We start from the raw sequence: 25,933 nt of genomic DNA, 5'->3' as shown, positions 1-25,933 counted from the left end.
TCAGCGGTCGGCCGTGACCCCGCCCAGGAAGACGCCCCAGGCGGCGGGGTCGACGGCCAGCTCGGGCCCGGCCGTCACCTTGGAATCCCGGACGTGGACGGCTTCCGCGCAGGCTGCGACCTCGACGCAGTTGTCGCCCTCGCTTCCGCTGTACGTGGACTTGTGCCAGGAGAGGGCGACCTCGACGCAGTTGTCGCCCTGGCTGCTGCTGTAACTGCTCTTGAACCACCGGAGCCGGGAGCTGTTCACAGGGAACCTCGCATTCGCATCAACAGGCCCGCGCTGTCCGCAGGATTGAGGGCCTGGATGCGAAGTTTTGCATACTGCTGATGGAGATTGCTGGCGGCTTTCGGGTCAGAGATGACCTGGCCCATCTGCGGGCCTTCGGTGTAGCCGCGCCACTCGTGCTCCTGTGTTTCGAGGAGGCAGAAGGGCCCATCGGTACCCGCGTGTTCGGGGCTGATCGTCGGCATGATCTGAAGGTCCACATTGGGCAGCTTCCCGACGTCCAGCAGGTGGTCGATCAGCTCGCGCGTCACCGCCGGCCCGCCCGTCTGCCGCTCGATCACCGACTGCTCGATGATGAAGCTGAAGGCGACGTACGGCGTTTTCAGCAGCACCGCCTGGCGGGCCAGCCGGGAGGTGACGCGGGCCTCGGCCTGTTCCGCCGTCGCCAATGGCGGCACGTCCCGGATCTGGGCCCGCGCGTAGGCCTCCGTCTGTAACAGCCCGGGGACCGACCTGCATTCGTACGTATGGAGGGCGATCGCCTCAGCCTCCAGCTCCGCCCACCGCCTGAACCACCTCGCCAGGCCCCGCCGCCGCGTCAGCTGGGCCGCCGCGATGTGGATGACGCCGAAGGCGTTCAGGGCCTCCTCCACCCGGTCCACGAACTTCGCCGACGGGTGGCGTCGGCCCTGTTCGACCGAGCCGACGTACTGGACCGAGTAGCGGATCTTCGTGGCCAGTTGCTCCTGGGTCAGGCCGCCCCGCCTGCGGGAGGCCTTGACCACCTCGCCGAAGTTCCGCAGGTCATCGTCCGGCTCGACCTCGCCGTCACCGCTCTCCTCGGCGTGCGCATGTGTCGTCACGGTCACCTCCCGGCACTCAGGCTCACGGACGGTGACCACTACTGTCCAGATACTCGACTCGTACAGTTGAAAAGTAGCGGTTGCCGTGCTGGGAACAGCCCTGGCTGCACGGGATGTTGCTGCCATGACCGCACCCCTCATCCCCGCCGGGACGCTCGTACGCATGTTCACTCAGCGTTTCAGCTCCACCCGCCTCGGGGCCCGTCTCGCCCGCCAGCTCGCCCTCGTGGAACTCCACGCATGGGGCATCCCCGAATCCACCGCGCTGTCCGCCGACGCCGGGCTCGTCGTCGCCGAGCTCGCCGCCAATGCCGTCACCCACGGGCGGGTTCCCGGGCGGGACTTCGAGCTGCGGATGGTGTTGCTGGAGGGGGCGCTCAGGATCGAGGTGTCGGACCCGCGCCGCGACCGGCGGCCCGTTCCGCTGCCCCACGCCTACCAGGCCGAATCAGGCTACGGGCTGCGCATCGTCGATGCCGTCGCCGCCCACTGGGGGGTCATGGACCGGCTGATCGGCAAGACCGTCTGGGCAGAGCTCGGCTAGGGCGAATCGGATCGGAACGAGCCCTTGCTGGTGCGGTCCTCGTAGCCCACGAAGCAGGTGATGTCGCGGTCGCCCAGGACCCAGCCGGTGGAATGCGGGCCGTAGTAGAAGACGCGCAGCTCCTTGGGGAGCTCCCCGCCTCCCACGTAGTCGTGGAGCGCCGTCGTCTTGGTGCACTTGTCGCTGGCGAGCGCGGAGATCTTCTCCAGCCCCGGGTAGGTCCCGGCCGGCAGGGAGAAGGTGGCGTACACCTCTCCCTCGTGCGGCTGGTCGCAGGGCACTTCGGTCACCTCGGGGCTGGCGCTGCCGCTGCCGTCCTCCTTGTAGTCCTTCAGGTCGTCGTCCGTGGTGAAGCAGTCCCCCGTGCGGAGATCCCGTATGTCGTCGGCGACCGCGCCGGGGGCGTAGCCCAGCGCTCCGGTGAGCGCGAGCAGCAGCACGGACACGCCGCGCAGTGTTCTGGACATGCGTGTGGTCCTCCTCGTGCAGAGGATGAGGCGCCGACGGCGGTCGGCGGGGCCGACGGCCGGGCGGTGCGCCTCTCCCCACGCTACTCCCGGCTGCCGGGGGGCCGCCTGCGGGAGGGTCCGTCCGCCCCGGGGTCAGAGGTACCGGGCGAACTCGTCCAGGGTGCGCAGGACCTCCGGTTCCGGGGCCGAGGGGAGCTGGAGGACGACCTCCTCGATGCCGAGGTCGGCGTAGTGGCCCATCTTGCCGGGGGTGGGCTGGACGGCGTACGGGACCACCTGGAGGGACTTCGGGTCGCGGCCGGCGGTCTCCCAGAACCGGCGCAGCACCGGCAGGGACTCGGTGAGGCCGCCGCCGCCGATCGGCAGCCAGCCGTCGGCGTGGTCGGCGATGGCCGTGAACAGCTTCGGGCCGGCCTGGCCGCCGATCAGGGTGCGGGGGCCGTACAGGGGGACGCCGGGGCCGAGTTCGCGCGGCGCCTGGACCGGCTTCGGGTGGGCGGCGCTGGCCTGGACGGAGGAGAACTCGCCGACGTACGCGGTCGGTTCCGGGGCCCACAGGGCCCGCATCAGGGCCATCCGGTCGCGGACCAGTTCACGGCGGGTGCGCCACTCGACCCCGTGGTCGGCGGCCTCCTCGACGTTCCAGCCGTAACCGATGCCGAGGGTGAAGCGGCCGCCGGAGAGGTGGTCGAGGGTGGCGATCTGCTTGGCGAGGTCGATCGGGTCGTGCTGCGCGACGAGCGTGATGCCGGTGCCGAGGTGGAGCCGCTCGGTCACGGCGGCGGCCTGGCCGAGGGCCACGAACGGGTCGAGCGTGCGCCCGTACATCTCGGGGAGGTCGCCGCCCATGGGGGCGGCGGTCTCGCGGACGACCGGGATGTGGGTGTGCTCCGGCAGGTAGAGCCCGGCGAAGCCCCGCTCCTCCAGACTGCGCGCGAGGCGGACGGGCGAGACGGTGCGGTCGGTGAGGAAGATGGTCGTGGCGATCCGCATGGCTTCTGGCACCTCCGAGACGTGGGAAGGACAAGGTACGGGCTTCCGCCTACGGACGGCAGGGCGCGACGACCTCCACATCCTTGAGATAGCGGTCGTACTCGTCCTTGGGGAGTGGCTCCGGCACGAGCGCGCACAGGGCTTTGTGCCACGAGGAGAAGTCGATGGTGTGCCGTGCGAAGGTCCCGTCCTCCTTGAGGGAGAGGACTCCGCCTCCGGGGCCGGAGAGCAGTTGCACGGCGCTCTCGCTGTCGGTGCCCCACGTCGGGACGGTCCAGCTGCCGACGGCGTCGCCGGAAACCGTGTCCCAGAACTGCAGGGTCCACTCGGCGCCGCTCCTGACGCGTTGCACAAGGAGCCTGGCGTCCTTGCTGAAGACGACGGAACCCTCGCTGTACTGCATTCCGGCCGAACTCCGCGTGACGTGCCCGGTTCCGACGTCAAGAATGCTGATGCGGCGATTGCCGTCGACGGCCGCGAGCTTTTCCCCCTCGTGGCTGACCACGACGCTTTGCACCATGTTGCCGACCGAGCCCTTGCGTACCTGCTTGAGGTGGGCGTTACCGGTCCACCCCCACACGGTTACGTCCCCGAGGACGTCCATGGCGATCAGCGTTCTTCCATCTCCGCTGGTCTCGGCGCTGTCCCCGTTCGTGCTGTACTCACCCAGGTCCTGGCGGGTCTCCCAGGACCGGCTGTCGACCAGTAGGAGCCTGTCGGCCCCGGCCACGACGACGTGTATCCCGTCCGGCATGAAGAGGAGCGGCCGGCGGCTCCGGTTTCCGGTGTACCGCTCGGGGAACGTCCGGGAAGATCCCACCTGGGTACCCGTGCGTGGATCCCAGAGCGACAGTTCCGCCCCTTCCACCAAGGCCGCGCGACTGCCGTCGGCATTCACGGCCACCACGGATTCGTTCGAGTGGAGCTTTCGCGGGATGTGTCCCACGCGCTGAACACCGGCGTCTCCACCGGCTACCGTCCACAGGTCGGTGCTGTCCCCGTTCGACCGCAGCGCCAGCCAGCCGGCAGGACTGAGCTCGTCCGGCTTGACCCGGTCCTCGTTCGGCAGGGATTCGCCACCTTGTCCCGTCGTCGTGGCGAAGAGGGACACGGCTCCGTTCTCGGCCGCCGCGGCCACCCACTTGCCATCGGCGGAGGCGGCGACGCTGAGAACGGGCCACGTGAACGAACCCAGACTGCGCCGTCGTCGAAGGGCAGGGTCGTAGACGGTCACCGACTGGCCGTCTGACATCGTGATCAGCCGGCCGCTGTCGGCGGGAAGGGCGAGAGCGCGCGCGCCGGTCGAGCGGGTGGCCAGCGGCGGTGCATCCGCCAGTTCTGCGATGCGCCTGTGCTCGGTCAGACTCCACAGCTCGTCCTTGCCCCCCTTCTTCGGAGCGAGGACGTATGCCCAGTCCCCGTGAGGCGAGAGTATGACGCTCCTCGCCTCGTCCCCTGTGGGCAGCCCCTGCACCTGGCGCGAGGGGCTCCACGTGTTCGACGCCGGGGTGTATTCCCGTACGGTGCCCGTGTCACTGGCAAAGGTGACAAGCCGGTTCGAGCCGTCGAAGGCGAGGCTGAGCCCGTCCGCCGAGGCCGGGCCTTGGGTGACGGCGTTACCGGTGCCGGTATCCCAGACGCCGAGGTGTTCGACGTCCATGGCTTGGGTGTAGTAGGTCGCGGCGAGCCATTTTCCGTCGTCGGACAGCGCCTGACCCTTCAGCCTCACGTGTGCTTGGGACAGTTCTCTTCCGTTGCTCGCGACGATGGTCCGCAGCAGCTTGGCGCCGGGCACGTCCCACAGCTCGATCTCGTTGTAGGCGGTCTCCATCACGAGCAGCTTCCCGTCCGCGCTGAACCGCAGTGCCCCTCCGTTCTGCGGCCCACTGGTGGGCAGCGACGGCAGGGCGGTGCCGGAGCGTGTGTCGTAGAGATGAACCTCGCCGAAGTCCAGGTAGTACGCGAGCATGCTGCCGTCGGGGCTGATCGCCACTTCGGCGGCGGGGATCGTACCCGCACCGCGAGACCCGAATACCTGATCGCTTCCCGCCTCGAAGTGCCGTGTCACGCCCTCGTTGGCCGCCACCGCCCGGGCCATGGCCTGCGCCGACTCGCCGGTGGGCTGTACTGCCTCCGCGTAGAGGGCGAGCTGGGCAGCCCTGCGGGGGTCCGTTCCGGAGATTTCCAGGGCGCGGGCCGCGAGGGCCTGGGAGGCGGAGCGCCGTGCGCGGTCGAGGGCTTCGCCCCGTTGCTGCCAGGCGAGGCCGCCGGCGATGAGGGCAGTCACCAGGAGCACGGAAAGGGCGGCTACGGCGCCGCGGAGCATGCGGGTGGCGATCCGGTGCTGGCGGAGGTCCTCGCTGTCCAGCGCGTCCTTGCTGCGGCCGTGGAGCGGGGCGGCGAGGGTGGCGACGGCGTCACGGAAATCCGCCTGGCGTAAGGAGAGATTCTCGGACCCCCGGAAGGCAGTCAGGTCCACCCAGAGCGGTTCTGTCGCGAACTTGCCGCGGAGGACCGGCGGCAGAGCGGTGGTGCCGTCCCAGTCGAAGTCACCCGTGCGTGTGTCCCAGGCGACCGTGCCTCCACTGACCGCGATGAGGAAGCGGTCCATGGGCCGGTTCGCAACCCAGAACTCGATTTCCTCGCGCACCCAGCGGGAGGCCGCGGCCTCGGGCGAGGCCAGGTATATGAAGTAACGGGAGCGCGCCAGCTCCTCTTTGATGGATCCGCCGAGGTCGCTGTTGGCCGAGAGACTCGTGGTGTCCCGGAAGACGTTGATGACCTGGCGGCGTGTCCATGGCCGGGCGAGCCGATGCAGGCCGCGTTGAAGACCCTGCGCCAGCGTGACATCCCGCTTGTGGCTATACGAAATGAACGCATCGCGTTCGCGGTCCATGACTGCCCCCCGGCTCGCCCGCTACTTGTGTGATCTCGCTCAACTCGTAGGGTTACACGGAGACTTTGCTGCACGGGAGGGGTTGGCGGATGGTGTTGCGGCGCAGGGGTAGGCGTAGCGGTGGAGGGTTCGGCCCACAGGAGATCACGGTCAAGCTCGCCATCCCGTTCGTCGGGGAGATCAGCGGCATCTGGGAGCCCGTGGACTCCGAGCGCGAGGCCGCCTGGGAGCTCTACGTGGAACTGGCCACCCGGATTTCGGTCGTGGAACTGGGCGAGGACGAAGGCCTCTTGAGGGAGGCGTTGTCCTCCCTCTACACCGTCTTCGGCACCACCCGGGAGATCCTGCGCCGGTACGGGCCCGCGGTCGCTCCTCGCGTGGCGCCGGGCCACGTGACGTTCGGGGTCCTGGCGGTCAACGTACTCAACCTCTCGATCAGGCCGCTGCTCAGTCGGTGGCATCCGCTGCTCACCGCGCACGAGGCGACGCGGGGGGACCACGTCGATCCCGTCTCGCATGAACGGCGGTGGGCGCTGGCGGCCGAGCTGCGTGAGGAGATCAACGGCGTGCGCAAGGTGTTGCTCTCGCTCGCCGAGGCACTCAACGAGGTTGCCGGTGTGGGCGATCTGATCACCGCGCGAGTCCCCCACCAGGCACCCGCCGCGGGAGCACCCGCCAGTGGGGCTCCCGCAACGGAGGCTCCCTAGCCGCGCGGGTAGCGGGCCAGCCAGCCGGGGGAGGCGGTCGAGGGGCCGTGCAGGGCGGGGCCCTGGGTCATCTCCAGGGCGAAGTCGTCGGCGAGCTCCAGCAGCGTGGCGCGGCCGTCGAGCTCGGCGAGCCAGGCGGCCGGGAGGGCGGTCTCGCCGTGCAGGGCGCCGAGGAGTGCTCCGCACAGGGCTCCGGCGGCGGCCGAGTCCCCGCCGTGGTTCACGGCCAGGCGCAGGCCGTGCGGGACGTCCTCGGCGACCAGCGTGCAGTAGACGGCCACGGCGAGGGCGGCTTCGGCGTCACCGGCGGCGAGGGTCTCCACGGTCGCGGGGCCGGGCACGCCCTGTGTGACGGCCGCCAGGGCGCGCTGGAGGGCGTCGGTGACGGGTTGGTGCCCGGGGCGGCTGCCCAGCTGGCCGAGGGCGCGCTGGACGGCGGAGTCCAGGGGCTCGCCGCGCGTCAGGCCGTGCACGACGAGGGCGAAGGCGCCGGCGGAGAGGTACGCGGCGGGGTGGCCGTGGCTCTGCGCGGCGCATTCGACGGCGAGTTGGAGGACCAGGGCCGGCTCCCAGCCGACGAGCAGGCCGAAGGGTGCCGAGCGGGTGGCGGCGGCCGCGCCGCGGGCGGCGGGGTTCTTCGGCTGGGCGGGGGTGCCGAGGATGTCGTCGGCGAAGCCGGTCAGGCAGGCGCGGTCGGGGCCGCGGCGGGCGTAGAGCCACTCCTGCTGCGCGAGCCAGCCGTTGTCCTTGCGGCGCTCGTCGGGACCCCAGTCGTGCTGGGTGGCGGCCCAGCGGAGGTAGGCGCGGTGGATGTCGGTGGGCGGGTGCCAGGTGCCGGTGTCCCGGCGTACGTGGGCCCGTATGAGCCCGTCCACCGTGAAGAGGGTGAGCTGGGTGGCGGCCGTGACGGGGCCGGCGGCGGGCGTGGTCAGGCCCTGCGGGCCGTGTGCTGCGCGGATGGCGTCGAGGGTGAGCGCGCCGACGGACGCGCCGAAGGCGTCGCCGATGGCGGAGCCGAGGAGGGTGCCGCGGACCCGGCTGCGGAAGTCCTGTTGCTCGAACCGCCCCCACAGGCCGGTGGCGGGCGACGCGACCCGCCGCACGGGGGCGCCGCCGCGCCCGTGCACGGCCTGCCCCGGCCCGCCGGGCCCGGCCTCCGCCGGACCCGCCCCGGCGACCCCGGCACCGTCCGGCCGGCACGACGTCCCGCGACCCTGGGCCGCCGGCCCGGTGCCGGGGGCGTACGGGGTGCCCCGGCCGTCCGTCGGCTGTGCCGGGCCGGGCCCGGTCGTCATGCCGTGCCCGTCGGTGGCCGGGCCGGTGCCGGGGGCGTACGGGGTGCCCCGGCCGTCCGTCGGCTGTGCCGGGCCGGGCCCGGTCGTCATGCCGTGCCCGTCGGTGGCTGGCCCGGTGCCGGGGGCGTACGGGGTGCCGCGGCCGTCCGTCGAGGGGGTCGGGCCGGTGGCGGACGGGCCCGTCGCCGTGCCGCCGGTGTACGGGGGCTCGTTCGGGACGGGGGCGGCCGGGGTCGGGCCGGTGGCGGGCGGGCTCGGGGCTGGGCCCGGTGCCGGGCCGGTCGGTGTGCCCTGAATGACCTCCGCGCCCGCGCCCGTTGTCGCGTCCATCGCCCTCACCGTCCCCCTGGCCGTGCCTGCGGCCGCCGCCGCGGCGGCACTGGCGCGCACTGTAGTGGACAGCTTCGGTTGCATCCGGAAGCGGCCCCTCAAGCGGTCCGTAAGCATGCGGAGAACGGCCGGAAACCGAACACTTTCGGCCGCCGCCCCGGCTGATGACACGTTTTGCCACTGGCCTTCGAGCCGGCCGGTCCCCGCCATGCCCCGTTCATCCCCGGTTCTCCGCGGCCGCCCAGCCTCACAGGCATGAAGAAGGCACTCCTCGCCGCGACCCTCGTCGCCTCCGCCGTCACCGCCTCCCTGCTCGCGGCCCCGCTCGCCGCCGCCTCCGGCGGGGACCGGCAGGACCGGTCCGCCATCCCGTTCACCGAGGCCACCGTCACCGCCGGAGCCGACGGCTCCTTCACCCTGCAGTGGAAGGCCGAAGGCACCCAGCGGGTGGAGGTCAGGGCGAACGGAAAGGTCGTCGCCCAGGGCGGCGCCCAGGGCCGGGCCGTCGTCACCGGGCTGCCCGCCGCCGACCGCCAGTGGTTCGACTTCAAGCCGCGGCGCGGCCAGGGTCTGCGCCTCGCCGACCGACTGGTCAAGCTGGACGGCACCGTCAACTTCCGCGACGCCGGCGGCTACCGCACCGCGAACGGCCAGTGGGTCAAGATGGGCGAGGTCTACCGCTCCGACGCCCTCGACAAGCTGACCGGGAGCGACCTGGCCAAGCTCCAGCGCCTGCGCGTCAGGACGGTCTTCGACCTGCGCATGGCGGACGAGCGCGCCCAGGCCGCCGACAAGGTCCCCGCGGGTGCCGCGTACGTCGTCGCCGACGTCTTCGCGGGCTCCGGCTCCTTCCAGACCCTGCCCAAGACCCCCGACGAGGCCGTCGGGGCCATGGTCGACGCGGAGAAGGCCATGGTCTCCGACGAGGGCGGCAGGAAGGCCTACACGCAGGTCCTCGAGGGCATCGAGCGCGACCGCGGCCGCTCGGTCCTGTTCCACTGCACCGCCGGCAAGGACCGCACCGGTTGGGCCAACGCCGCGCTGCTGACCGCCCTCGGCGTCCCCCGGGCGACCGTCGAGGCCGACTACCTGGCCAGCAACGACTACCGCAGGGCCGCGAACGAGGCGGTCCTCTCCCACCTGCCCGCCCAGCAGGCCGCCGTCTACAAGCCCCTGCTCGACGTGCGCCCCGAGTACCTGAACGCGGGCTACGACGAGGTCACCGCGAAGTACGGCTCCTTCGACCGCTACCTCGCGGACGGGCTCGGCATCGACGCCCGCGAGCTGAAGCAGCTCAAGAAGGACCTCCTGGTCGGCTGACGGGGCGCACCCCGTGCGGGAGCCCGGCCGGACACGCCACGCCCCGGCCGGGCTCCCCCCGTTCCCCTCGCGGTAGCGCCCGCCGCTAGTCCAGGACGGGCAGCAGATCCGGCAGGTGCCCGTCCGAGGCGCGGGCCGCGTCCTGGCGCTCCGCCGGCACCTCCCCGTACAGCGTCGTACGGGCCTTCGCGGGCCGCCCCGCCGCCTCCGCGACGGCGACCAGGTCCCGGACCGACTTGTACGAGCCGTAACTCGATCCCGCCATCCGCGAGATGGTCTCCTCCATCAGGGTCCCGCCGAGGTCGTTGGCTCCGGACCGGAGCATCTCGGCCGCACCCTCCGTGCCCAGCTTCACCCAGCTGGTCTGGATGTTGGGGATGTACGGGTGGAGCAGCAGCCGCGCCATCGCCGTGACCGCCCGGTTGTCGCGGACCGTGGGCCCGGGCCGGGCGATGCCCGCCAGGTACACGGGCGCGTTGGTGTGGATGAACGGCAGCGTCACGAACTCGGTGAAGCCCTCCACGCCCTTGGACAGGGCGCTCTGCTGGATCCGGGCCAGCGTGCGGAAGTGCCCGAGCCAGTGCCGCGGCTGGTCCACGTGCCCGTACATCATCGTGGACGAGGACCGGATGCCGAGCTCGTGCGCCGTGCTGATGACCTCGATCCAGTCCGCCGTCGGCAGCTTGCCCTTGGTCAGGACCCACCGCACCTCGTCGTCGAGGATCTCCGCCGCCGTGCCGGGGACGGAGTCGAGCCCGGCCTCCTTGGCGGCCGTCAGCCAGTCCCGTACGGACATGCCCGTCCGCGTGGCCCCGTTGACGACCTCCATCGGCGAGAAGGCGTGCACGTGCATCCCGGGGACGCGCTGCTTGACCGCGCGCGCGATGTCGAAGTACGCCGTCCCGGGCAGGTCCGGGTGGATGCCGCCCTGCATGCACACCTCGACCGCGCCCACGTCCCAGGCCTGGGCGGCCCGGTCGGCGACCTGGTCCAGGGAGAGGGTGTACGCGTCGGCGTCCGTACGGCGCTGCGCGAAGGCGCAGAAGCGGCAGCCGGTGTAGCAGACGTTGGTGAAGTTGATGTTGCGCGTGACGATGTAGGTGACCTCGTCGCCGACCACCGACTTCCGCAGGTCGTCGGCGATCCGGCAGAGGGCGTCCAGGGCCGGCCCGTCGGCGTGCAGCAGGGCCAGGGCCTGCGCGTCGGTGAGCAGGGTCGGGTCGTCGGCGGCCTGCGCGAGCGCGGCCCGTACGTCGGTGTCGATGCGCTCGGGCACCATCCCGGGCGCGGCGGCCTCCCGCAGCGCCTCCCAGTCGCCGTAGACGTGGTCGAAGTCCTCGCGGCGGTCGCCGGTGCGGCCCTCGCTGTCGATGGCGGTGTGCAGATCGGTGCGCCCGTACGCGGCGAAGCCCTCGTCCGGCTCCTGCCACGGCCGGCCCACGACCTCGGCGGAGGCGTCGGCCAGCCCCGTGTCCGGGTCGGCGAGCGCCCGCACGTGCGGCAGCAGCCGCGGGTCCAGCCAGGGTTCGCCGCGCTGCACGAACTCCGGGTACACGCACAGCCGTTCCCGCAGCTCGAAACCGGCCGCCGCGGACCGCTCGGCCAGCAGGTCGATCTGCGGCCACGGGCGCTCGGGGTTGACGTGGTCGGGGGTCAGCGGCGAGACGCCGCCCCAGTCGTCGATCCCGGCGCCGATCAGGCGGGCGTACTCGCCGTCGACCAGGTTGGGCGGCGCCTGCAGGCAGGCGGAGGGGCCCATGATGTGCCGGGCGACGGCGATCGTGGCGACGAGGTCGTCGAGTTCGGCGTCCGGCATCCCGCGCATGGCCGTGTCCGGCTTGGCGCGGAAGTTCTGGATGATCAGCTCCTGTATGCCGTGGTAGGAGCGGGCGACCCGGCGCAGCGCGAAGAGGGACTCGGCGCGCTCCTCGTAGGTCTCGCCGATGCCGATCAGCAGGCCGCTCGTGAAGGGGACCGAGGACCGCCCGGCGTCCTCCAGCACGCGCAGCCGGACCGCCGGCTCCTTGTCGGGGGAGCCGTGGTGCGGGCCGCCCGGCTCGGACCACAGGCGGGTGGCCGTGGTCTCCAGCATCATGCCCATGGACGGGGCGACGGGCTTGAGCCGCTGGAAGTCGGCCCAGGACATCACGCCCGGGTTCAGGTGGGGGAGCAGGCCGGTCTCCTCCAGGATCCGGATGGAGATGGCCCGGACGTAGGAGATGGTGTCGCTGTAGCCCTCCGCCTCGAGCCACTCGCGCGCCTCGGGCCAGCGGTCCTCGGGCTTGTCGCCGAGGGTGATGAGCGCTTCCTTGCAGCCGAGCGCCGCGCCGCGGCGGGCGATGTCGAGGACCTCGTCCGGGGACATGTACATCCCGTGGCCGGCGCGGCGGAGCCGGCCGGGGACGGTGGCGAAGGTGCAGTAGTGGCACTTGTCGCGGCACAGGCGGGTCAGCGGGATGAACACGCTCTTCGAGTACGTGATGACACCGGGCCGCCCGGCGGCGGCGAGTCCGGAGTCCCTCACGCGGGCGGCGGAGGCGGTGAGGTCGTCGAGCGCCTCACCGCGCGCCTGGAGGAGTACGGCCGCCTCGGTCGCGTCGAGCGCGACGCCGTCGCGGGCCCGCCGGAGCGCGCGGCGCATCGCGTTTTCGGTCGGAGCGTCACTCGGAGTGGTCATGGGCCGAGCATACGATCCGGTCGTACGGGCAGGGGGAGGCGATCGGCGTGCTCACCGCATCAGCTCACCGGCGTTGACCAGCAGCGACTGGCCGGTTATCGACCGCGCCCGGTCGGAGGCGAGGAAGGCGGCGGCGTCGGCGACGTCCCCGTCGGTGGCGAGGTCGGGCAGCGCCATGCGCTCGGTCAGGCGGGCGTGGACCTCGGCCTCGGGGACGTTCTCGGTGTGGGCGGTGAAGGTGACGAAGGCCTGCACGGGCGGGCCCCACATCCAGCCGGGGAGCACGGTGTTGACCCGGATCCGGTGCGGCCCGAGCTCGCGGGCCATGGAGTACATGGCGGAGGTCAGGGCGCCTTTGGAGGCGGCGTAGGCGGCCTGCTGGACCTCGTTGGGCGCGGCGACGGCGGACTGCGTGCCGATGATGACGACGGAGCCGCCGTTCTCCTTGAGCGCGGGCAGGCAGGCCCGGGTCATCCGGAGGGTTCCCAGCAGGTTCACGTCGAGGATCTGCTGCCAGGTGCCGAAGTCGGCGTCCTCCAGGCCGCCGAAGTACGAGTCCCAGGCGGCGACGTGCACGACGGCGTCGATCCGGCCGAAGCGCTCGCGTGCGAGCGCGGCGAGGGCCTCGCACTGGCGCTCGTCGCCGATGTCGGTGGGCAGGTAGGCGGTGCGCGCCCCGTCGGGGTCGATCTCGGCGGCGGACTTGGCCAGATTCGCCTCGGTCCGCGCCCCCAGCACGGCGTTCCCGCCGTCGCGGACCACGGTGGCGGCGACCTGGTGCCCGAGCCCGGCCCCGACTCCGGAGACGATGACGGTCTTCCCTCGCAGCAGCATGACGGGCCTCCAGGAACAGTGGATCTGACGGTTCGTCAGGCTAGGGTCCCGGCGGCGGGATGGGAAGGGGTGGGGAGCGGGTCGGCCCGTTCGCCGCCGGGCCTCCGGGCCGCTCGCCTCGCGACCCGGTCGGGGCGGGCCTACGCTGGTCGTGCTGCCTTGGTCCGCGTACGGGGTCCGCGTACTCGTACGTGCGTTCGTTCCCCCGTGCGACAGGAGGCATGCCGTGAGTCCCACCCGCACACGGCTGCGCCGGGCCTGCGTGGCCGCCGCAGCAGCAGGTCTGCTCGTCACCCCGGCCCTCGCGGGCCCCGCCCACGGTGCTCCCACGCCGGGCCCCTCCGCCTCCTCCGCTGCCCCGTCCCCGGACGGCGCCGCCGCCTTCCCCGAGCTCACCCCGGCCGTCGCGGCGAAGCTGGACGCCGCGATCCGGCAGGTCCTGCGCGAGTCCGGGGTGCCGGGCGTGATCGTGGGGCTGTGGGCTCCCGGCAAGGGGAGCTACGTACGCACCTTCGGCACGGCCGACAAGGCGACGGGCTCCCCCATGGAGACCGGCTTCAACATCCGCATCGGCAGCGAGACCAAGACGTTCACGGTCACCGCGCTCCTCGAACTCGTCGACCAGGGCAAGCTGGCCCTCGACGACACCATCGGCACCTACGTCAGCGGAGTCCCGAACGGGGACCGCATCACCCTGCGCGAACTGGCGGGCATGCGCAGCGGGCTCTTCAACTACAGCCTGGACGAGGACTTCAACAAGGCGCTCGCGGCCGGCCCGACCCGGCCCTTCACGCCGCAGCAGCTGCTCGGCTACTCCTTCAGGCACCCGGTGCAGTTCGAGCCGAACGCGAAGTGGCAGTACAGCAACACCAACCTGATCCTGCTCGGCCTGGTCGTGGAGAAGGTCGGGGGCAAGCCCCTCCAGGAGTTCATCCGGGAGGAGGTGCTGGAGCCCGCCGGGCTGCGCAAGACGCTCTTCCCCACCGACGCGCACTTCCCCGACCCGCACCCGCAGGGCTACACGGACGACACGACGGGGAAGATCGTGAACGCGACCGACTGGAACCCGTCGTGGGCCTGGGCCGCGGGCGCGATGATCTCGGACCTCATGGACCTGCGCAGCTGGGCGCGCACCGTGGCCACCGGCACGCTGCTGACGCCCGCGACCCAGGCCGAGCGCCTGAAGACCACCTCGATCGACGGCATACCCGGCGCCGGATACGGCCTGGGCATCTTCAACGTCCAGGGCTGGATCGGCCACAACGGCTCGCTGCCCGGCTACGAGACCCTGACGGTCTACCTGCCGGAGGCCCAGGCCACCATGGTCGTCCTGCTCAACACCGACGTCCTGTACAAGGGCCAGGAGCCGAGCACGCTCTTCGGCGAGGCGATCACGAGCATCGTGACCCCCGGCCACGTGTACCCGGGCCACGTGCCGACCGCCCCCGAACCGACGGGCGCCACGCGGACGGCTCCCGCGCCGTCCTCGCCGTAGCCGCGGCCGGTTCGCCCACGGGGCGGGCCGACGCGCCCGGACGCACAACTGCCCTGTTCGGACCGGGTGGTGCAACGCTGTGCGCCGGTCGCGGGGGGTGCGGTCGTGTCGGTGGTCAACCACCAAAGAACCGGAGAAAGAACCAGACCCAACCCCTCCAGCCTCCCCGTTCGACCGCAATCGCCCGGTCGGGTGAATCCGTCCAACTCGACTGGATTCGCGTGGGGTTGCCTGGCATATGCTCGCCGCGACAACTCCAGACATGAGACGACCCCCGGCGGGACGGCAATCCCGGCCGAGGGTCTGATCCAACGAGGAAGCAAGACCTTCCCGATGGCCTTTCAGAAGTTTAGCCGGGCCCTGCCCGCATCGCGCCGTGCCTCGCGCGGAACCGCCCGAACCGGTGGCCTTTCCGGCGTCCGGCAAGCCACGGACTGAGTGCAACCGCGCGCCTCGGCGGGCTTCAACCCGCCGCCACCGCCGCCGCCAGGCGGGTCAGGCCCTCCGTGATCTCCTCCGGGGTGTGCGTGGTGAAGGACAGGCGCAGGGTGCGGGGGTCCGGGGTGCCCGTGTAGAACGGGGCGCCCGGGACGAAGGCCACGTCGTGGGCGAGGGCCGCCTTCAGCAGGGCCGTCGCGTCGTGGGCCTCCGGAAGGCGCGCCCACACGAACATGCCGCCCTCCGGACGGTTCCAGGCGGAGCCCTCCGGCAGGGCCCCGGCCAGACCCGCCAGCAGGGCGTCGCGCCGGGCCCGGTAGGCGGTGCGGACCGCGGCCACGTGCGCGTCGAGGTCCACCGCCGCCAAGTAGTGCGCGGCGGCCAGCTGGTCCACGGTCGAGGTGTGCAGGTCCGCCGCCTGCTTGGCGACCACCGCGGCCCGGCGCAGCGCCGCCGGCGCCCGCAGCCAGCCCAGCCGCAGCCCCGGCGCCATGATCTTCGAGAAGCTGCCGAGCAGGGCGGTGCGGTCCTCCGCCCCCGGATGCGCCGCCAGCCACGGCACCTGGGCCCCCTCGTAGCGCAGGTCCCCGTACGGGTCGTCCTCGATCAGCCACAGCCCCAGCCGCGCCGCCGTCCGCGCCACAGCCGCCCGGCGGGCTCCCGGCAGGGTGCGCCCCGTCGGGTTCTGGAAGGTGGGGACGGTGTAGAGCAGCTTGGGGCGTTCGCGGGCGACGATCTCCTCCAGGGCCTCGGGTATCAGGCCCTCCGCGTCACAGGGCACCGCCACCACACGGGCCCCGGCCAGCCCGAAGCACTGGAGCGCCGCCAGGTAGGTGGGGTTCTCGACCAGCACCACGTCCCCGGGCTCGACCAGCGCGGTGGTGAGGAGGGTGAGGGCCTGCTGCGAGCCCGAGGTGACGAGCACGTCCTGCGCGCCCGTCGCCAGGCCCCGGGCCGTGGCCCGGCGCGCGACGGCCTCGCGCAGCTCCGGCGCGCCCTCGGTGGTCGAGTACTGCAGCGCCCGCCGTGCCGACACGGCGAAGGCGGTGTCGTACGCCGTCCGCAGGCCCTCGGCGTCGAAGAGCTCGGGCGCGGGGAGGCCGCCGGCGAAGGAGATCACCCCGGGGCGTTCGGTGAGGGCGAGGATCTCCCGTACGGGGGAGCCGCCGACCGAGGCGGCGCGCGAGGCGAACGCGGGCGGCGGCGCGGCGGCGCGAGCGGAGTCCGAGTCGGGAGCGGAGACGGCGGCAGCGGGCACGGTGGGCTCTCCTCCGGGTGTGGGGTGCGGGCATCGTAGCCACTGAAAGGTGCAGACGACACCTATGTGTCACATGGTGAACGGCCCCCGAGGACTCCCGATCTGACGTCACATCAGCTACACCGGTCGCATGACGACAGAAGAGCGGGACACCCGCGCCGGGGACTACGCCGAGCTCGCGGCCGTCGGCCCGTACGGCGTCCGCCCCGGCCATGCGCTGATCACCATGGTGGAGCCGCATCCCGGCCACGAGCACGCGTACAACCGCTGGTACGAGGACGACCACTACTACGCCGGGGCGATGGCCATGCCCTGGATGTACGCGGGCCGGCGCTGGGTGGCCACCCGCGAACTCCAGGAACTGCGCTACCCGGAGAAGTCGGCCGTCGCCCAGCCCGTCACCGCCGGCTGCTACATCTCGACGTACTGGGTCACCGAGGGCCGCTACGACGAGCACATGAAGTGGACGGTCGGCATCAACAAGAGGCTCAATCGAGACGGGCGGGTCTACCAGGACCGCACCCACGTGTTCACGGCCTTCCAGGACCACGAGGCCACCGTCTACCGCGACGGGGCCGCCGGTCCGCGGGACTTCCACGCCCTCGACCACCCGTACGCCGGCCTCGTCGTCCAGGTCGTCGACGCCGACGGCCCGGCGCAGCGGGCCGAGCTGCTGGAGTGGCTGCGCGCACGGGCCCTGCCGAAGCGGCTGCAGGGCTCCCCTGCCGCGATGGTGACGGTCTTCCGGCCGACGCCGCTGCCCGGCGACCGGATGACGTACGTCAAGCAGGTCGAGGGGGTCGACACCCGCCTGACGCTCCTGTGGTTCCTGGAGCAGGACCCCCGGACCTGCTGGGACCGCTTCCAGGGGCTGGACGCGGAGGTCGCGGAGGCGGGGCTGGGGCGGGTGGAGCTGGTGGCGCCGTTCATCCCCACGGTGCCGGGGACCGACCGGTACGTCGACCAGCTGAGGTAGCCGACCGTACGCGGACATGGCCGAGCCCCCTCGGCCAGGACGGCGGACCGGTCGAGAGGGCTCCAGTCAGTGCTGCGGGTACTGCCTGTACTGCGGGTCCTGCGTGTAGTGCCTGTACTGCCTGTACTGCCTGTACTGCGGTTAACGCACTCGGGTCGGTTGGGGCGCATGCCGTGACGTTCAGGCGAGGCGCCCCAGCCGGCCCTCGTTGACGCCGTCGACGAACGAGGTCCAGGAGCCGGGCGCGAAGGTGAGGGACGGGCCGTCCTGCACCTTCGAGTCGCGGACCGCGATGGCCTCCATGACGGGGGACTTGACCTCGACGCAGGCGCCGTTGGCGGAGTAGGAGGACTTGGTCCAGTGGTGCGTGGCGCCCTGACGAATAGCCATGTTTCTCTCCGGTTCAGCGAGTAGTTCCGTTTTCCGCGTCGGCCGGCTCGTTCTCCGGCTGACGTGATCGACGCTACCCGCAGCTCCTGACGGGTGAAGGAGGCATTCACCCGACCGAGTGGCATATTCCATTCAAGCCTTATGCGGCCGGGGAGCGACGGTGTACGGTACCGGCCCTCCCCCGGGAGCCCATGGGATTCCTGGGGATTTACCGTGACTCGCCGACCTTGCCCGCGTATTCACCGATGATGTCGGAGATGAAGTTCCGCGTCTGGTCGACATTGAGCGCCTGGGCGCGCAAGTGCTCGTACATCACGCTGTACTTCTGCACGTCGTTGGCCTTCTCCAGGTACAGGTCGCTCGTCACGCCCTCGATGTAGACCACCGTCGAGTCGGACGCGTCCGGGAATTCCAGAATCGCGTACTGGCCGTTCACGCCGGGGTGCGCGCCGAGCGCGAACGGCATCACCTGCACGGTGATGTGCGGCTGTTCCGACTGCTCTATCAGGAACTCCAGCTGCCGGATCATCAGCTCGGCGTCGCCCACGCACCGGCGCAGCGCGGCCTCGTCGATGACCGCCCACAGGCGCAGCGGCCCGAGTTCCGGATTGTTGTTGTCCGTCTCGGAGAGCCGCTTCTGGCGGTGCATCCGGACCTGGACGCGCTTCTCCACGTCGGCCGGAGCGGTCTCCGGCCACGCGCCGCGGACCAGGGAGTGGGCGTACTCCGTGGTCTGGAGCAGCCCCGGGATCACCAGGGGCTCGTAGGTGCGCAGGCTCGCGGCGTCCGTCTCCAGGCCGATGTAGACGCTGTACGGGATGTCGCCGAAGGCGTGCCACCAGCCCTGCTGGCGGGAGTCCTTCGCCATCTGCATGAGTGAGTCCACGAGCCTGGGGTCCTCCACCTCGTACACCTCGCACAGATCGCGTACGTCGCGCTGGCTGATGGACCGGCGGCCGTTCTCCAGCCGGCTGATCTTGGACTGGGAGACGAGGAGGCGCTCGGCGACCTGTTCGGCCGTCATGCCCTTGTCCTCGCGGAGCTTGCGCAGCTCCATGCCCAGTCGGCGGCGTCGGACGGTGGGATTGACATTGGACGCCACGTGAACGGCACCTCCGCCTTCTTCTGTCGTGCAGCTGTCTGTCTCTCTGCGTGTCTGATGTTGAGCAGACTGCCACCGAAGGGCGCCGCGGCGCTGGGGAACGGCAGGGAAAAACAGACGCGCGGGGCGGCGGGACCGGTGGACCGGCCCCGTCACCCCGCGCGCCGGCGTCGTGATGGCCTTGCGATGGAGCGGGTGGAACGGGGTGGATCAGTGCGCGGCCGCGCGGGCCATGGCACCCGTCCGGCGCGGCTGCAGCGGAACGCTGCCCGCCGTGGCCCGGGCGGCCGGCTGGGCCGGTGCGCGGTCGCGGCGCGGCTGTGCGGCCACACCGTTCTGGACGTCCATCACGGCGTGAGCCACGAGTCCGCCCATCGGGTCGTGCCGGATCAGGTCCCGCAGCCGGGATCTGGACGACCGCCCCTCGTTGCCGGGGTACAGGTGCTTGCCGAGTCCGACCGCGTGGGCCAGTGCGGCGAGCGCCGCGGTCCGCGGGTCCGGCGGTACGCCGGTGCGGATCGCCGTGTCCAGCCGGGCACGGATCTCCCGGCTGATCGCCGTGTCCGTCGCCTGGTAGCGAGTCGTCGGCAGCACCCCGCACATCTGGCCCGCGACGGCGTGCACCATGCCGCAGCGCTCCAGGTGGGCGAGGTAAATCTGGCGGAGCCCCAGCCGGGGCCCGCCAATCCAGTGGACGGCCCGAACCGGGCTGCCGCGCCTGCGCAGCAGTTCCAGTGCGGAGTCCAGAGTCGGATCTCCTGTCGGCCGTGGCATCACCACGGCGATACGATCCCCGTCAGGGGCTATCCGTCCTGCCAGAGCCAGCTCCACTAGCTGTGCCCCGGCCAGGCCGAGGTCGAGCGACTGCGGCTGCGCCGTGGTACCCGTGGCCGGGTCCAAGGCGAGCAGCAGAAGCTCCTCCGGAATTGTTCTGCGGCTCCTGCCCATCCATGCCTCCCCGCGTGGATGAGTGACAGGGTGACGCCTCTCACATTCATCTGTCGAGAGCGCGTGGCCGCTTTGTGGGGGAACCCGCAGCTATGTCGTTCTCGTCTAGCACGGGGGCGATGCCCCCTAGACGGGACACTGTTAGACATTCGGACAGCTGGACGTGGCGACGATGGAGGAGGAACTGGTGGCGGGCGAGTCCCCCGACAAGTCGGTTGATGAGGGAGCGTCGGGGGCGGCGTCGACCTCCGCGGAGAGTGATCCGAGGCTGTCGGTGTTCCGGCAGCGGGATCCCGAGGCTTCTGTCGATGCCTCCTTCGATGCCTCTGCGGACACAGCCGTGGACGCGGAACCGGATACGGGCGGTTCCGGCGGCCGCGACGCGCTGCGCGACGCGGTGGCGGCCTGGGTCGCCACCGCCGACGAGCCGCCCGCCGATGCCGGGGACGGGCCCGTCTCCCGCCCCGCCGACTCCGCCCCGGCGGCAGCCGCCGGACGCGCACCGGCCGAGCCCGCCCCGGACGCGGACTCCGCTTCCGCGCGGCCCCGGCCGACTGCCGCCGAGCCCGCCCGGGACGCGGACTCCGCTTCCGTGCGGCCCCGGCCGACTGCCGCCGAGCCCGCCCCCGCGCCCCGCACGCCGGCCACGGACTCGGCTGCGGCGCAGCCCGGACCGGCCGACGAGGAGGACGCGGCCGCATCCCGCTCCGCCGCCCCGCCCAGCGAGCGTTCCGCTTCCGTCGGCGACCAGCGCACCACCGCGTTCCGTGCGGTGACGCCTCCGGCTCCGGGTACGGGTTCCGCTTCGGTGGCGGGGCCGGCGGGCGACGACGCCGGCGCGGGCGTTGCTTCGGCAGGGGCCCGGCCGGCCAGGGACCAGCAGACCACCGCGTTCCGCGCGGTGACCCCTGCGGATGCGCCCGTCGCAGATTCCGCTTCGGCCTCGGCTGAGCCGACCGGCGCTGACCGTGCGGCCGCGTCCCGTGCGAACGGTGCGCCGGGTTCGGGTTCCGGTTCGGTGGCGGGGCCGACGGGCGACACCGCCGACGCGGGCGCTGCTTCGGCAGGGGCCCGGCCGGTCAGGGACCAGCAGACCACCGCGTTCCGCGCGGTGACCCCTGCGGATGCACCCGCCGCGGATTCCGCTTCGGCCCCGGCCGAGCCGACCGGCGAGGAGCGCGCGGCCGGGTCGGGGGCGGGCTCCGCCTCGGTGCCTGAGGTGCCGGCTCGTGGTGAGGGCGCCGGCGCGTCCCGTGCGAACGGTGCGCCGGGTTCGGGTTCCGGTTCGGTGACGCGGCCGGCGGGCGACGACGCCGGCGCGGGCGCTGCTTCGGCAGGGGGCCGACCGGTCGGCGACCAGCAGACCACCGCGTTTCGTGCCGTGAAGCCGGCTACCCCTGCCGGGGAGGCCGCCGACAGTGAGCGGACGGCTGTGTTTCGGGCGGTGCGGCCGGGGGCTTCTGACGCCCCGACCGCTCCGGCTGCCGGTTCCGCTTCCGCTTCCGCTTCCGCTTCCGCCGACGAGTCCGGCGACAGTGAGCGGACCGCTGTGTTCCGGGCGGTCAAGCCCGCCGCGGGCGAGGACGCGTCCGTCAAGGAGCCCGCCCCGCGGGAGCGGACCGGAGTCTTCCGGATTCCGGCGGCGGATGCCGACGACAGCGAGCGGACCGCCACGTTCCGGGCCGTGAAGCCGCCGGCCCCCGCCGACCGGCCCGCGGATTCCGCCTCGGCGGCCTCCCCGGCGGCCGCGCCGCCCAAGGCCAGCACCTTCGTGCCGCTGCGCACCGACGAGCCCGGCGAGCAGCCGAAGCAGCAGCAGCCGAAGCAGCAGCAGCCGGAGCAGCAGGCGCCGAAGGCCCCGGCCCCGGCCCCGGCCGCCCCGGCCGCCTCCACCCCCGCCTCGATGGACCGCAGCGAGCGGACCACCCAGCAGCCCCTGCCCCCCAAGCCGCCGCTCGACATGCTGGCGGACCTCACCAACAACCCGCCCCCGCCGCCGAGCCCACTGCGCACGGCCGTGCGGCGGTTCAAGATCTACTTCCCGCTCGTCGTGCTCCTGGCGATCATCCTCGCCGTCGTCCAGCTGGTGCGCCCGCTGCCGGAGCCCGCGCTCGTGATGACCGCGAAGTCCTCGTACACCTTCGGCGGCGCCAAGCCCGAGCTGCCCTGGCCCAGCGAGGGCCAGGCCTACATGGCCGCCGCCGGCCTCGGCACCCTCGGGCAGTCCGGCGAGCAGAAGCCCGTGCCGATCGCCAGCGTCACCAAGTCGATGACGGCGTACATCATCCTGCGCGACCACCCCATCAAGAAGGGTGAGCAGGGCGCGATGATCGACGTCGACAAGACGGCCGAGACCGAGGGCAAGAAGAACGACTCGGTCAACAACGAGTCCACCCTCGACACGGTCAAGGAGGGCGACAAGATCTCGGAGTACGACGCGATCGCCGCCCTCATGATCCCGTCGGCCAACAACATCGCGCGGCTGCTCGCGCGCTGGGACTCCGGTTCCCAGGAGGCGTTCGTCAAGAAGATGAACGACACCGCCAAGGAACTCGGCATGGCCAACACCACGTACACCGACCCCTCTGGCCTGGACGCGACCACGGTCAGCACCGCCGAGGACCAGGTGAAGCTGGGCCTCAAGCTCGTCGAGATCGAGACCCTGCTGGACATCACCAAGAAGCCGAGCTGGGTCGACCCGTCGGGCAAGAAGTGGGACAACTGGAACCGCCTGGTCCCGTACAACGACTCGCTCGGCATCAAGACCGGTACGACGACCAAGGCCGGCGGAAACCTCCTCTTCGCCGCCCAGAAGAAGATCGGCAACACCAACCAGCTGATCGTCGGAGCGGTCCTCGGCCAGCACAAGCCGCCGATCATCGACAGCGTGATCTCCGCGAGCAAGCAGCTGATGGTCGCCACGCAGAAGGCCCTCGAAGGCGCGCCCGTCGTGAAGAAGGGCCAGGTCGTGGGCTACGTGGACGACGGCCTCGGCGGCCGCACCCCGGTCGTGGCCACCGCCGACGTCCAGGCGATCGGCTGGGCCTCGCTCACCGTGAACGTGAAGCTGGCCGACGGCGGCGGCAAGATCCCGCAGACCGCCAAGGCCGGCACCGAGATCGGCGTGCTCACCGTCGGCGAGGGCGCGAGCCAGGTGAAGGTGCCGGTGGCGCTGCAGGGCGAGCTCGCCTCGCCCGGCCTCGGCAGCAAGCTGACGCGCGTCGGCTGACAGCCGGTGAGAGCGTGGATCCGGCGCCCCGGGCAACCCCGGGGCGCCGGGACGCGTCTTGGGTCCCGGGACCTGAACGTCCTGAACGTCCTGGGCGTCCGAACGCCCCGAACGCCCCGGGCGCGCGGACGCAGGCGTGTGCGGGCTGTGGACTCGTGTGTTGGGGAGTACGTCAGTGACCACCGCTGAGCAGCGGCAGCAGCAGGAGGGCCGGCGCGGCGAGGGCCACGGCGGCCCCCCGGGCGTGCCCGCGCCCTCCGCCCCCGGCGGCCCCGCGGGCGCGCCCGCGCCCCCGGCCCCCGGCGGCTCCGTCGGCGTGCCCGCACCTCCCGCCCCCCGCGGCGCGGGAGCGCGGGCCCTGGACCTGGTCCGCCGCCACCCCGTCGCCGTGTCGATGCTGCTCGCCGGCGTGCTGCACGTGGTCTGGTTCTTCAGCTTCGCCAACAGCGGCGGCGACCTCGCCGCGCAGGACGCCTGGGCCGAGTTCGTCGGCCGCCACCCCGACTCGGCGTACAACCTCGCCTGGTACGGCGGCATGCACCCCGTCTCGTACAGCGTGGTCTCGCCCTATCTCATGCACATGCTCGGCGTCCGGACCACGATGATGATCGCGGGCACCGTCTCGGCCGGGCTGCTCGCCCTGGTCCTGACCCGCTGCCGCGGCACGGTGCGCGAGCCCCTGTGGCCCGCGCTGGCCGGGGTGTACGGGCTGCTCTGCAACGCCCTGTCCGGCCGCGTCACCTTCGGCCTCGGCGTGATGTTCGCGCTCGGCGCGGTCGCCGCGGTCTTCTGCTGGCCGCGCAAGTGGGCCGAGCGGCGGTGGGCCAAGGCGGCCGTGGCGGCTCCGCTGGCCGGGCTCGCGACGGCCTCCAGCCCCGTCGCCGGGCTCTTCCTCGGGGTGGTGGCGGCCGCGCTGTTCCTGAGCGGGCGGCGGCCGGGCGCGTACGCGCTGGGCCTGGCCCCGGTGGCCGTGGTGGGGCTGTCGGCCTGGCTGTTCCCGTTCTCCGGGACCCAGCCGATGAAGTTCGGCTCGGCCTGGCTGCCCTTCGCGTTCGCGCTGGCGGTGCTGTTCCTCGTGCCCCAGCGGTGGAAGACGGTGCGGATCTCCTCGGCGGTCTACGCCTTCGGGGTGTTCCTGACCTGGGCGATCGACTCCCAGGTCGGGTCGAACGTCACCCGCCTGATCATGCTCTTCGGCGGGGCGGTGCTGCTCGCGGCCCTCCCGTACGCGCTCCCGCGCACCCGGCGCTGGTACGCGCTGCTGCTCGCCTTCGCCGGCCTGAACATCTGGATCACCACCAACAGCATCACGGACATCGTCCGCACCACCCCGGTGGCGGCCTGGAACCGCGAGCTGGCCCCGCTGGTCGACCAGCTGCAGAAGGCGGGCGCCGACCGCGGCCGGGTCGAGGTGGTCCCGGCCAGCAGCCACCGCGAATCCTCCGCCTTCCCCTCGTACGTGAACCTCGCCCGCGGCTGGAACCGGCAGGCGGACCTGGAGCGCAACCCGCTCTTCTACGACGACACGCTGACCGCCGACAGCTACCGGGCCTGGCTCGAGCGCTGGGCGGTGCACTACGTGGTGCTGCCCGCCGACAAACCCGACTCGGGCGGGGAGGACGAGGCGAAGCTGGTGCGCGAGGGGCTGCCGTACCTCCAGCAGGTGTGGGGCGACGCGAACTGGCAGCTGTTCAAGGTCCACCAGCCCACCGACCTGGTGTCCGGGCCGGCGACGGTGGTGCGGGCGGGCGCCGACCGGCTCGTGATCGACGTGAAGCAGGCCGGGCGGGTGCTCGTACGGATCCCGCACTCGCCGTGGCTGGGGCTGGTCGACGGCGCGGGCAAGCCGGTGGCGCCGCCGGAGGAGACCTTCGCGTCGAAGGCGAAGGCGGCTGCCGTGAAGGAGTACGCGAACACGGCGGGATGCCTGTTCAAGGCCGCGCCGGACGGATCGGGCGACGTGTGGACGGAGCTGCTGGCCCCGGCCCCGGGCCAGTACCGGGTGGCGGCGAAGTACCAGCTGCCGCGGGGCACGCCCTGCCCGGAGGAGCTGGTGCACGGCACGCTCGGGCCGCCGGACCGGCCCGTAGCGCCCCGGCCTTGATCCAGAATCCTTTACGTCCGGTCCGGGTGCGTTGGACCGTTTATCTGCATACGATCCCAGTAGTCCGATTGGGTGCTTCCCGAGGGAGTTGACGACGGGATGAGCAAAGAGCAGAAGCGGGACTTCCGAGAGGCCTACCAGGCCCTGGAACCGGACCGGCCGCCGCGCCCGCCGGGCCACGGCTTCGACGGTCTGCTGCGGAGCAAGGTCAAGGGCGGGGCGCACACGAAGGCGGCCCTCAAGCGGGCCGGCACTCCGCAGGGCGACCGCATCGGCGAACGCAGCAGAGGCCTGAGCTGAGCTGATCCGACCCCTCCGACCCCTCCGGCCCCTCCGACCCTTTCAGGAGAGCCCCTCCGGCTCCGGCCGGAGGGGCTCTTCGCGTCGTCACGACTTCGCGGGCGGGCATCCGGACAACCGTTACCTTTCCGACGGGGGACCCACACATGCCCCCCGTAGCGTCGTCCCCATGACCCGCGCCCCCGCCCCCGCCCGCCGCGCCCTGGCGGTGACCGCCCTCGCCGTGACCGCCACCGGCGCCCTCGCCGCCTGCGGCTCCGGCTCCCGCCCCGCGCTGGACTTCCCCACCGACAAGGTCTACGGCGACACCGGCCGCCCCGAGCTGCGCCTGCTCACCTGCGGCGGCGAGCTGGAGGACGGCCACCGCACCAACAACGTGATCTTCTACGCCGACCTCGTGGCGGCCTGATCCGGCGCCCGCCGCGAGCGTGCCCGGGCAGGCGCATTACGGTGGCCTGGCGACCGAGGACGGGCTTCGCCGGCCGCCTCTCCACCACCAGCCAGGACGGACGGGCCCAAGGGATCATGAACGGGAC

20 protein-coding genes and 1 pseudogene are annotated in these 25,933 nt (G+C 72.2%); 9 read left to right on the top strand and 12 right to left on the bottom strand.

Annotated elements, in window-relative coordinates; translation table 11 throughout:
* Both AB0D66_RS18765 and AB0D66_RS18760 read right to left on the bottom strand, forming a co-directional pair.
* Positions 1 to 249: a DUF397 domain-containing protein gene (locus tag AB0D66_RS18765; protein ID WP_362304183.1), complete on the bottom strand. Its 249-nt coding sequence runs from the start codon at positions 247 to 249 to the stop codon at positions 1 to 3.
* A complete protein-coding gene (locus AB0D66_RS18760; protein WP_362304180.1) occupies positions 246 to 1,130 on the bottom strand; it encodes a helix-turn-helix transcriptional regulator in 885 nt (294 codons plus the stop codon). Before AB0D66_RS18760 ends, AB0D66_RS18765 begins: the two co-directional genes overlap by 4 nt.
* An 85-nt stretch (positions 1,131 to 1,215) precedes the next feature.
* On the opposite strand from AB0D66_RS18760, the gene AB0D66_RS18755 reads away from it, so the two are divergent.
* Positions 1,216 to 1,635 (top strand): ATP-binding protein, encoded by a 420-nt coding sequence (locus AB0D66_RS18755; protein WP_362304177.1) that lies wholly within the window; start codon positions 1,216 to 1,218, stop codon positions 1,633 to 1,635.
* Here AB0D66_RS18755 and AB0D66_RS18750 read toward each other — a convergent pair.
* The 3 genes from AB0D66_RS18750 to AB0D66_RS18740 all read right to left on the bottom strand — a co-directional run bounded on the left by AB0D66_RS18750 (position 1,632) and on the right by AB0D66_RS18740 (position 5,994).
* Complete coding sequence (locus AB0D66_RS18750; protein ID WP_362304174.1) at positions 1,632 to 2,102, bottom strand: septum formation family protein; 471 nt, start codon at positions 2,100 to 2,102, stop codon at positions 1,632 to 1,634. The two genes, AB0D66_RS18755 and AB0D66_RS18750, sit on opposite strands and share 4 nt — an antisense overlap.
* Positions 2,103 to 2,237: 135 nt before the next feature.
* On the bottom strand, positions 2,238 to 3,098 hold the full coding sequence (locus AB0D66_RS18745; RefSeq protein WP_362304171.1) for a TIGR03619 family F420-dependent LLM class oxidoreductase: 861 nt from the start codon (positions 3,096 to 3,098) through the stop codon (positions 2,238 to 2,240).
* A 49-nt stretch (positions 3,099 to 3,147) separates the two neighbouring features.
* On the bottom strand, positions 3,148 to 5,994 hold the full coding sequence (locus AB0D66_RS18740; RefSeq protein ID WP_362304168.1) for a TIR domain-containing protein: 2,847 nt from the start codon (positions 5,992 to 5,994) through the stop codon (positions 3,148 to 3,150).
* An 89-nt stretch (positions 5,995 to 6,083) separates the two neighbouring features.
* Between AB0D66_RS18740 and AB0D66_RS18735 the strand changes: the two genes are divergently transcribed.
* On the top strand, positions 6,084 to 6,701 hold the full coding sequence (locus AB0D66_RS18735; protein ID WP_362304166.1) for a hypothetical protein: 618 nt from the start codon (positions 6,084 to 6,086) through the stop codon (positions 6,699 to 6,701).
* On the opposite strand, the gene AB0D66_RS18730 is transcribed toward AB0D66_RS18735, so the two are convergent.
* Positions 6,698 to 7,804 carry an ADP-ribosylglycohydrolase family protein gene (locus tag AB0D66_RS18730; protein ID WP_362304377.1) on the bottom strand — a complete coding sequence of 369 codons (1,107 nt, stop codon included), beginning with the start codon at positions 7,802 to 7,804 and terminating at the stop codon, positions 6,698 to 6,700. The two genes, AB0D66_RS18735 and AB0D66_RS18730, sit on opposite strands and share 4 nt — an antisense overlap.
* Positions 7,805 to 8,581: 777 nt before the next feature.
* Here AB0D66_RS18730 and AB0D66_RS18725 point away from each other — a divergent pair.
* The gene (locus AB0D66_RS18725; RefSeq protein ID WP_362304164.1) at positions 8,582 to 9,646 is read left to right on the top strand and encodes a tyrosine-protein phosphatase; all 1,065 of its coding nucleotides are present in this window, start codon (positions 8,582 to 8,584) and stop codon (positions 9,644 to 9,646) included.
* Between the two features lie 85 nt (positions 9,647 to 9,731).
* Here AB0D66_RS18725 and AB0D66_RS18720 read toward each other — a convergent pair whose 3' ends face one another.
* Entirely contained in the window at positions 9,732 to 12,323 is a 2,592-nt protein-coding gene (locus tag AB0D66_RS18720) for a bifunctional FO biosynthesis protein CofGH (RefSeq protein ID WP_362304161.1), read from the bottom strand.
* A gap of 51 nt (positions 12,324 to 12,374) precedes the next feature.
* Positions 12,375 to 13,157, bottom strand: a complete 783-nt coding sequence (locus AB0D66_RS18715; protein ID WP_362304158.1) for an SDR family oxidoreductase — start codon at positions 13,155 to 13,157, stop codon at positions 12,375 to 12,377.
* Between the two features lie 226 nt (positions 13,158 to 13,383).
* Here AB0D66_RS18715 and AB0D66_RS18710 point away from each other — a divergent pair, with 226 nt between their 5' ends.
* Positions 13,384 to 14,652 (top strand): serine hydrolase domain-containing protein, encoded by a 1,269-nt coding sequence (locus tag AB0D66_RS18710; protein ID WP_362304156.1) that lies wholly within the window; start codon positions 13,384 to 13,386, stop codon positions 14,650 to 14,652.
* Positions 14,653 to 15,115: 463 nt separating this feature from the next.
* On the opposite strand, the gene AB0D66_RS18705 is transcribed toward AB0D66_RS18710, so the two are convergent.
* Positions 15,116 to 16,348 (bottom strand): PLP-dependent aminotransferase family protein, encoded by a 1,233-nt coding sequence (locus AB0D66_RS18705; RefSeq protein ID WP_362304154.1) that lies wholly within the window; start codon positions 16,346 to 16,348, stop codon positions 15,116 to 15,118.
* Positions 16,349 to 16,478: 130 nt separating this feature from the next.
* On the opposite strand from AB0D66_RS18705, the gene AB0D66_RS18700 reads away from it, so the two are divergent.
* Positions 16,479 to 17,324: a hypothetical protein gene (locus tag AB0D66_RS18700; protein ID WP_362304151.1), complete on the top strand. Its 846-nt coding sequence runs from the start codon at positions 16,479 to 16,481 to the stop codon at positions 17,322 to 17,324.
* Between the two features lie 180 nt (positions 17,325 to 17,504).
* Here the strand turns inward: AB0D66_RS18700 and AB0D66_RS18695 are convergent, their stop codons facing one another.
* The 3 genes from AB0D66_RS18695 to AB0D66_RS18685 form a co-directional block, all read right to left on the bottom strand.
* Positions 17,505 to 17,714 carry a DUF397 domain-containing protein gene (locus AB0D66_RS18695; RefSeq protein ID WP_362304148.1) on the bottom strand — a complete coding sequence of 70 codons (210 nt, stop codon included), beginning with the start codon at positions 17,712 to 17,714 and terminating at the stop codon, positions 17,505 to 17,507.
* A 208-nt stretch (positions 17,715 to 17,922) separates the two neighbouring features.
* Positions 17,923 to 18,816, bottom strand: a complete 894-nt coding sequence (locus tag AB0D66_RS18690) for a helix-turn-helix transcriptional regulator (protein WP_362304146.1) — start codon at positions 18,814 to 18,816, stop codon at positions 17,923 to 17,925.
* A 210-nt stretch (positions 18,817 to 19,026) separates the two neighbouring features.
* Complete coding sequence (locus tag AB0D66_RS18685) at positions 19,027 to 19,764, bottom strand: GPP34 family phosphoprotein (RefSeq protein ID WP_362304143.1); 738 nt, start codon at positions 19,762 to 19,764, stop codon at positions 19,027 to 19,029.
* A gap of 340 nt (positions 19,765 to 20,104) precedes the next feature.
* Here AB0D66_RS18685 and AB0D66_RS18680 point away from each other — a divergent pair, with 340 nt between their 5' ends.
* The 4 genes and pseudogenes from AB0D66_RS18680 to AB0D66_RS18665 form a co-directional block, all read left to right on the top strand.
* Positions 20,105 to 22,993: a hypothetical protein gene (locus tag AB0D66_RS18680; protein ID WP_362304140.1), complete on the top strand. Its 2,889-nt coding sequence runs from the start codon at positions 20,105 to 20,107 to the stop codon at positions 22,991 to 22,993.
* A 394-nt stretch (positions 22,994 to 23,387) separates the two neighbouring features.
* On the top strand, positions 23,388 to 25,097 hold the full coding sequence (locus AB0D66_RS18675) for an MFS transporter (RefSeq protein ID WP_362304374.1): 1,710 nt from the start codon (positions 23,388 to 23,390) through the stop codon (positions 25,095 to 25,097).
* A 99-nt stretch (positions 25,098 to 25,196) separates the two neighbouring features.
* Positions 25,197 to 25,397, top strand: a complete 201-nt coding sequence (locus AB0D66_RS18670) for a hypothetical protein (protein ID WP_362304137.1) — start codon at positions 25,197 to 25,199, stop codon at positions 25,395 to 25,397.
* A 277-nt stretch (positions 25,398 to 25,674) separates the two neighbouring features.
* A pseudogene (locus tag AB0D66_RS18665) lies at positions 25,675 to 25,806 on the top strand (class F sortase); the annotation flags it as partial.
* Positions 25,807 to 25,933 lie beyond the last annotated feature (127 nt).

Origin of the sequence: Streptomyces sp. NPDC048270, from assembly GCF_040652335.1 — a bacterium.
Lineage (GTDB): Bacteria > Actinomycetota > Actinomycetes > Streptomycetales > Streptomycetaceae > Streptomyces.
Note: the sequence above shows the minus strand (reverse complement) of the source record. Positions and strands in the feature narration are given on the sequence as shown.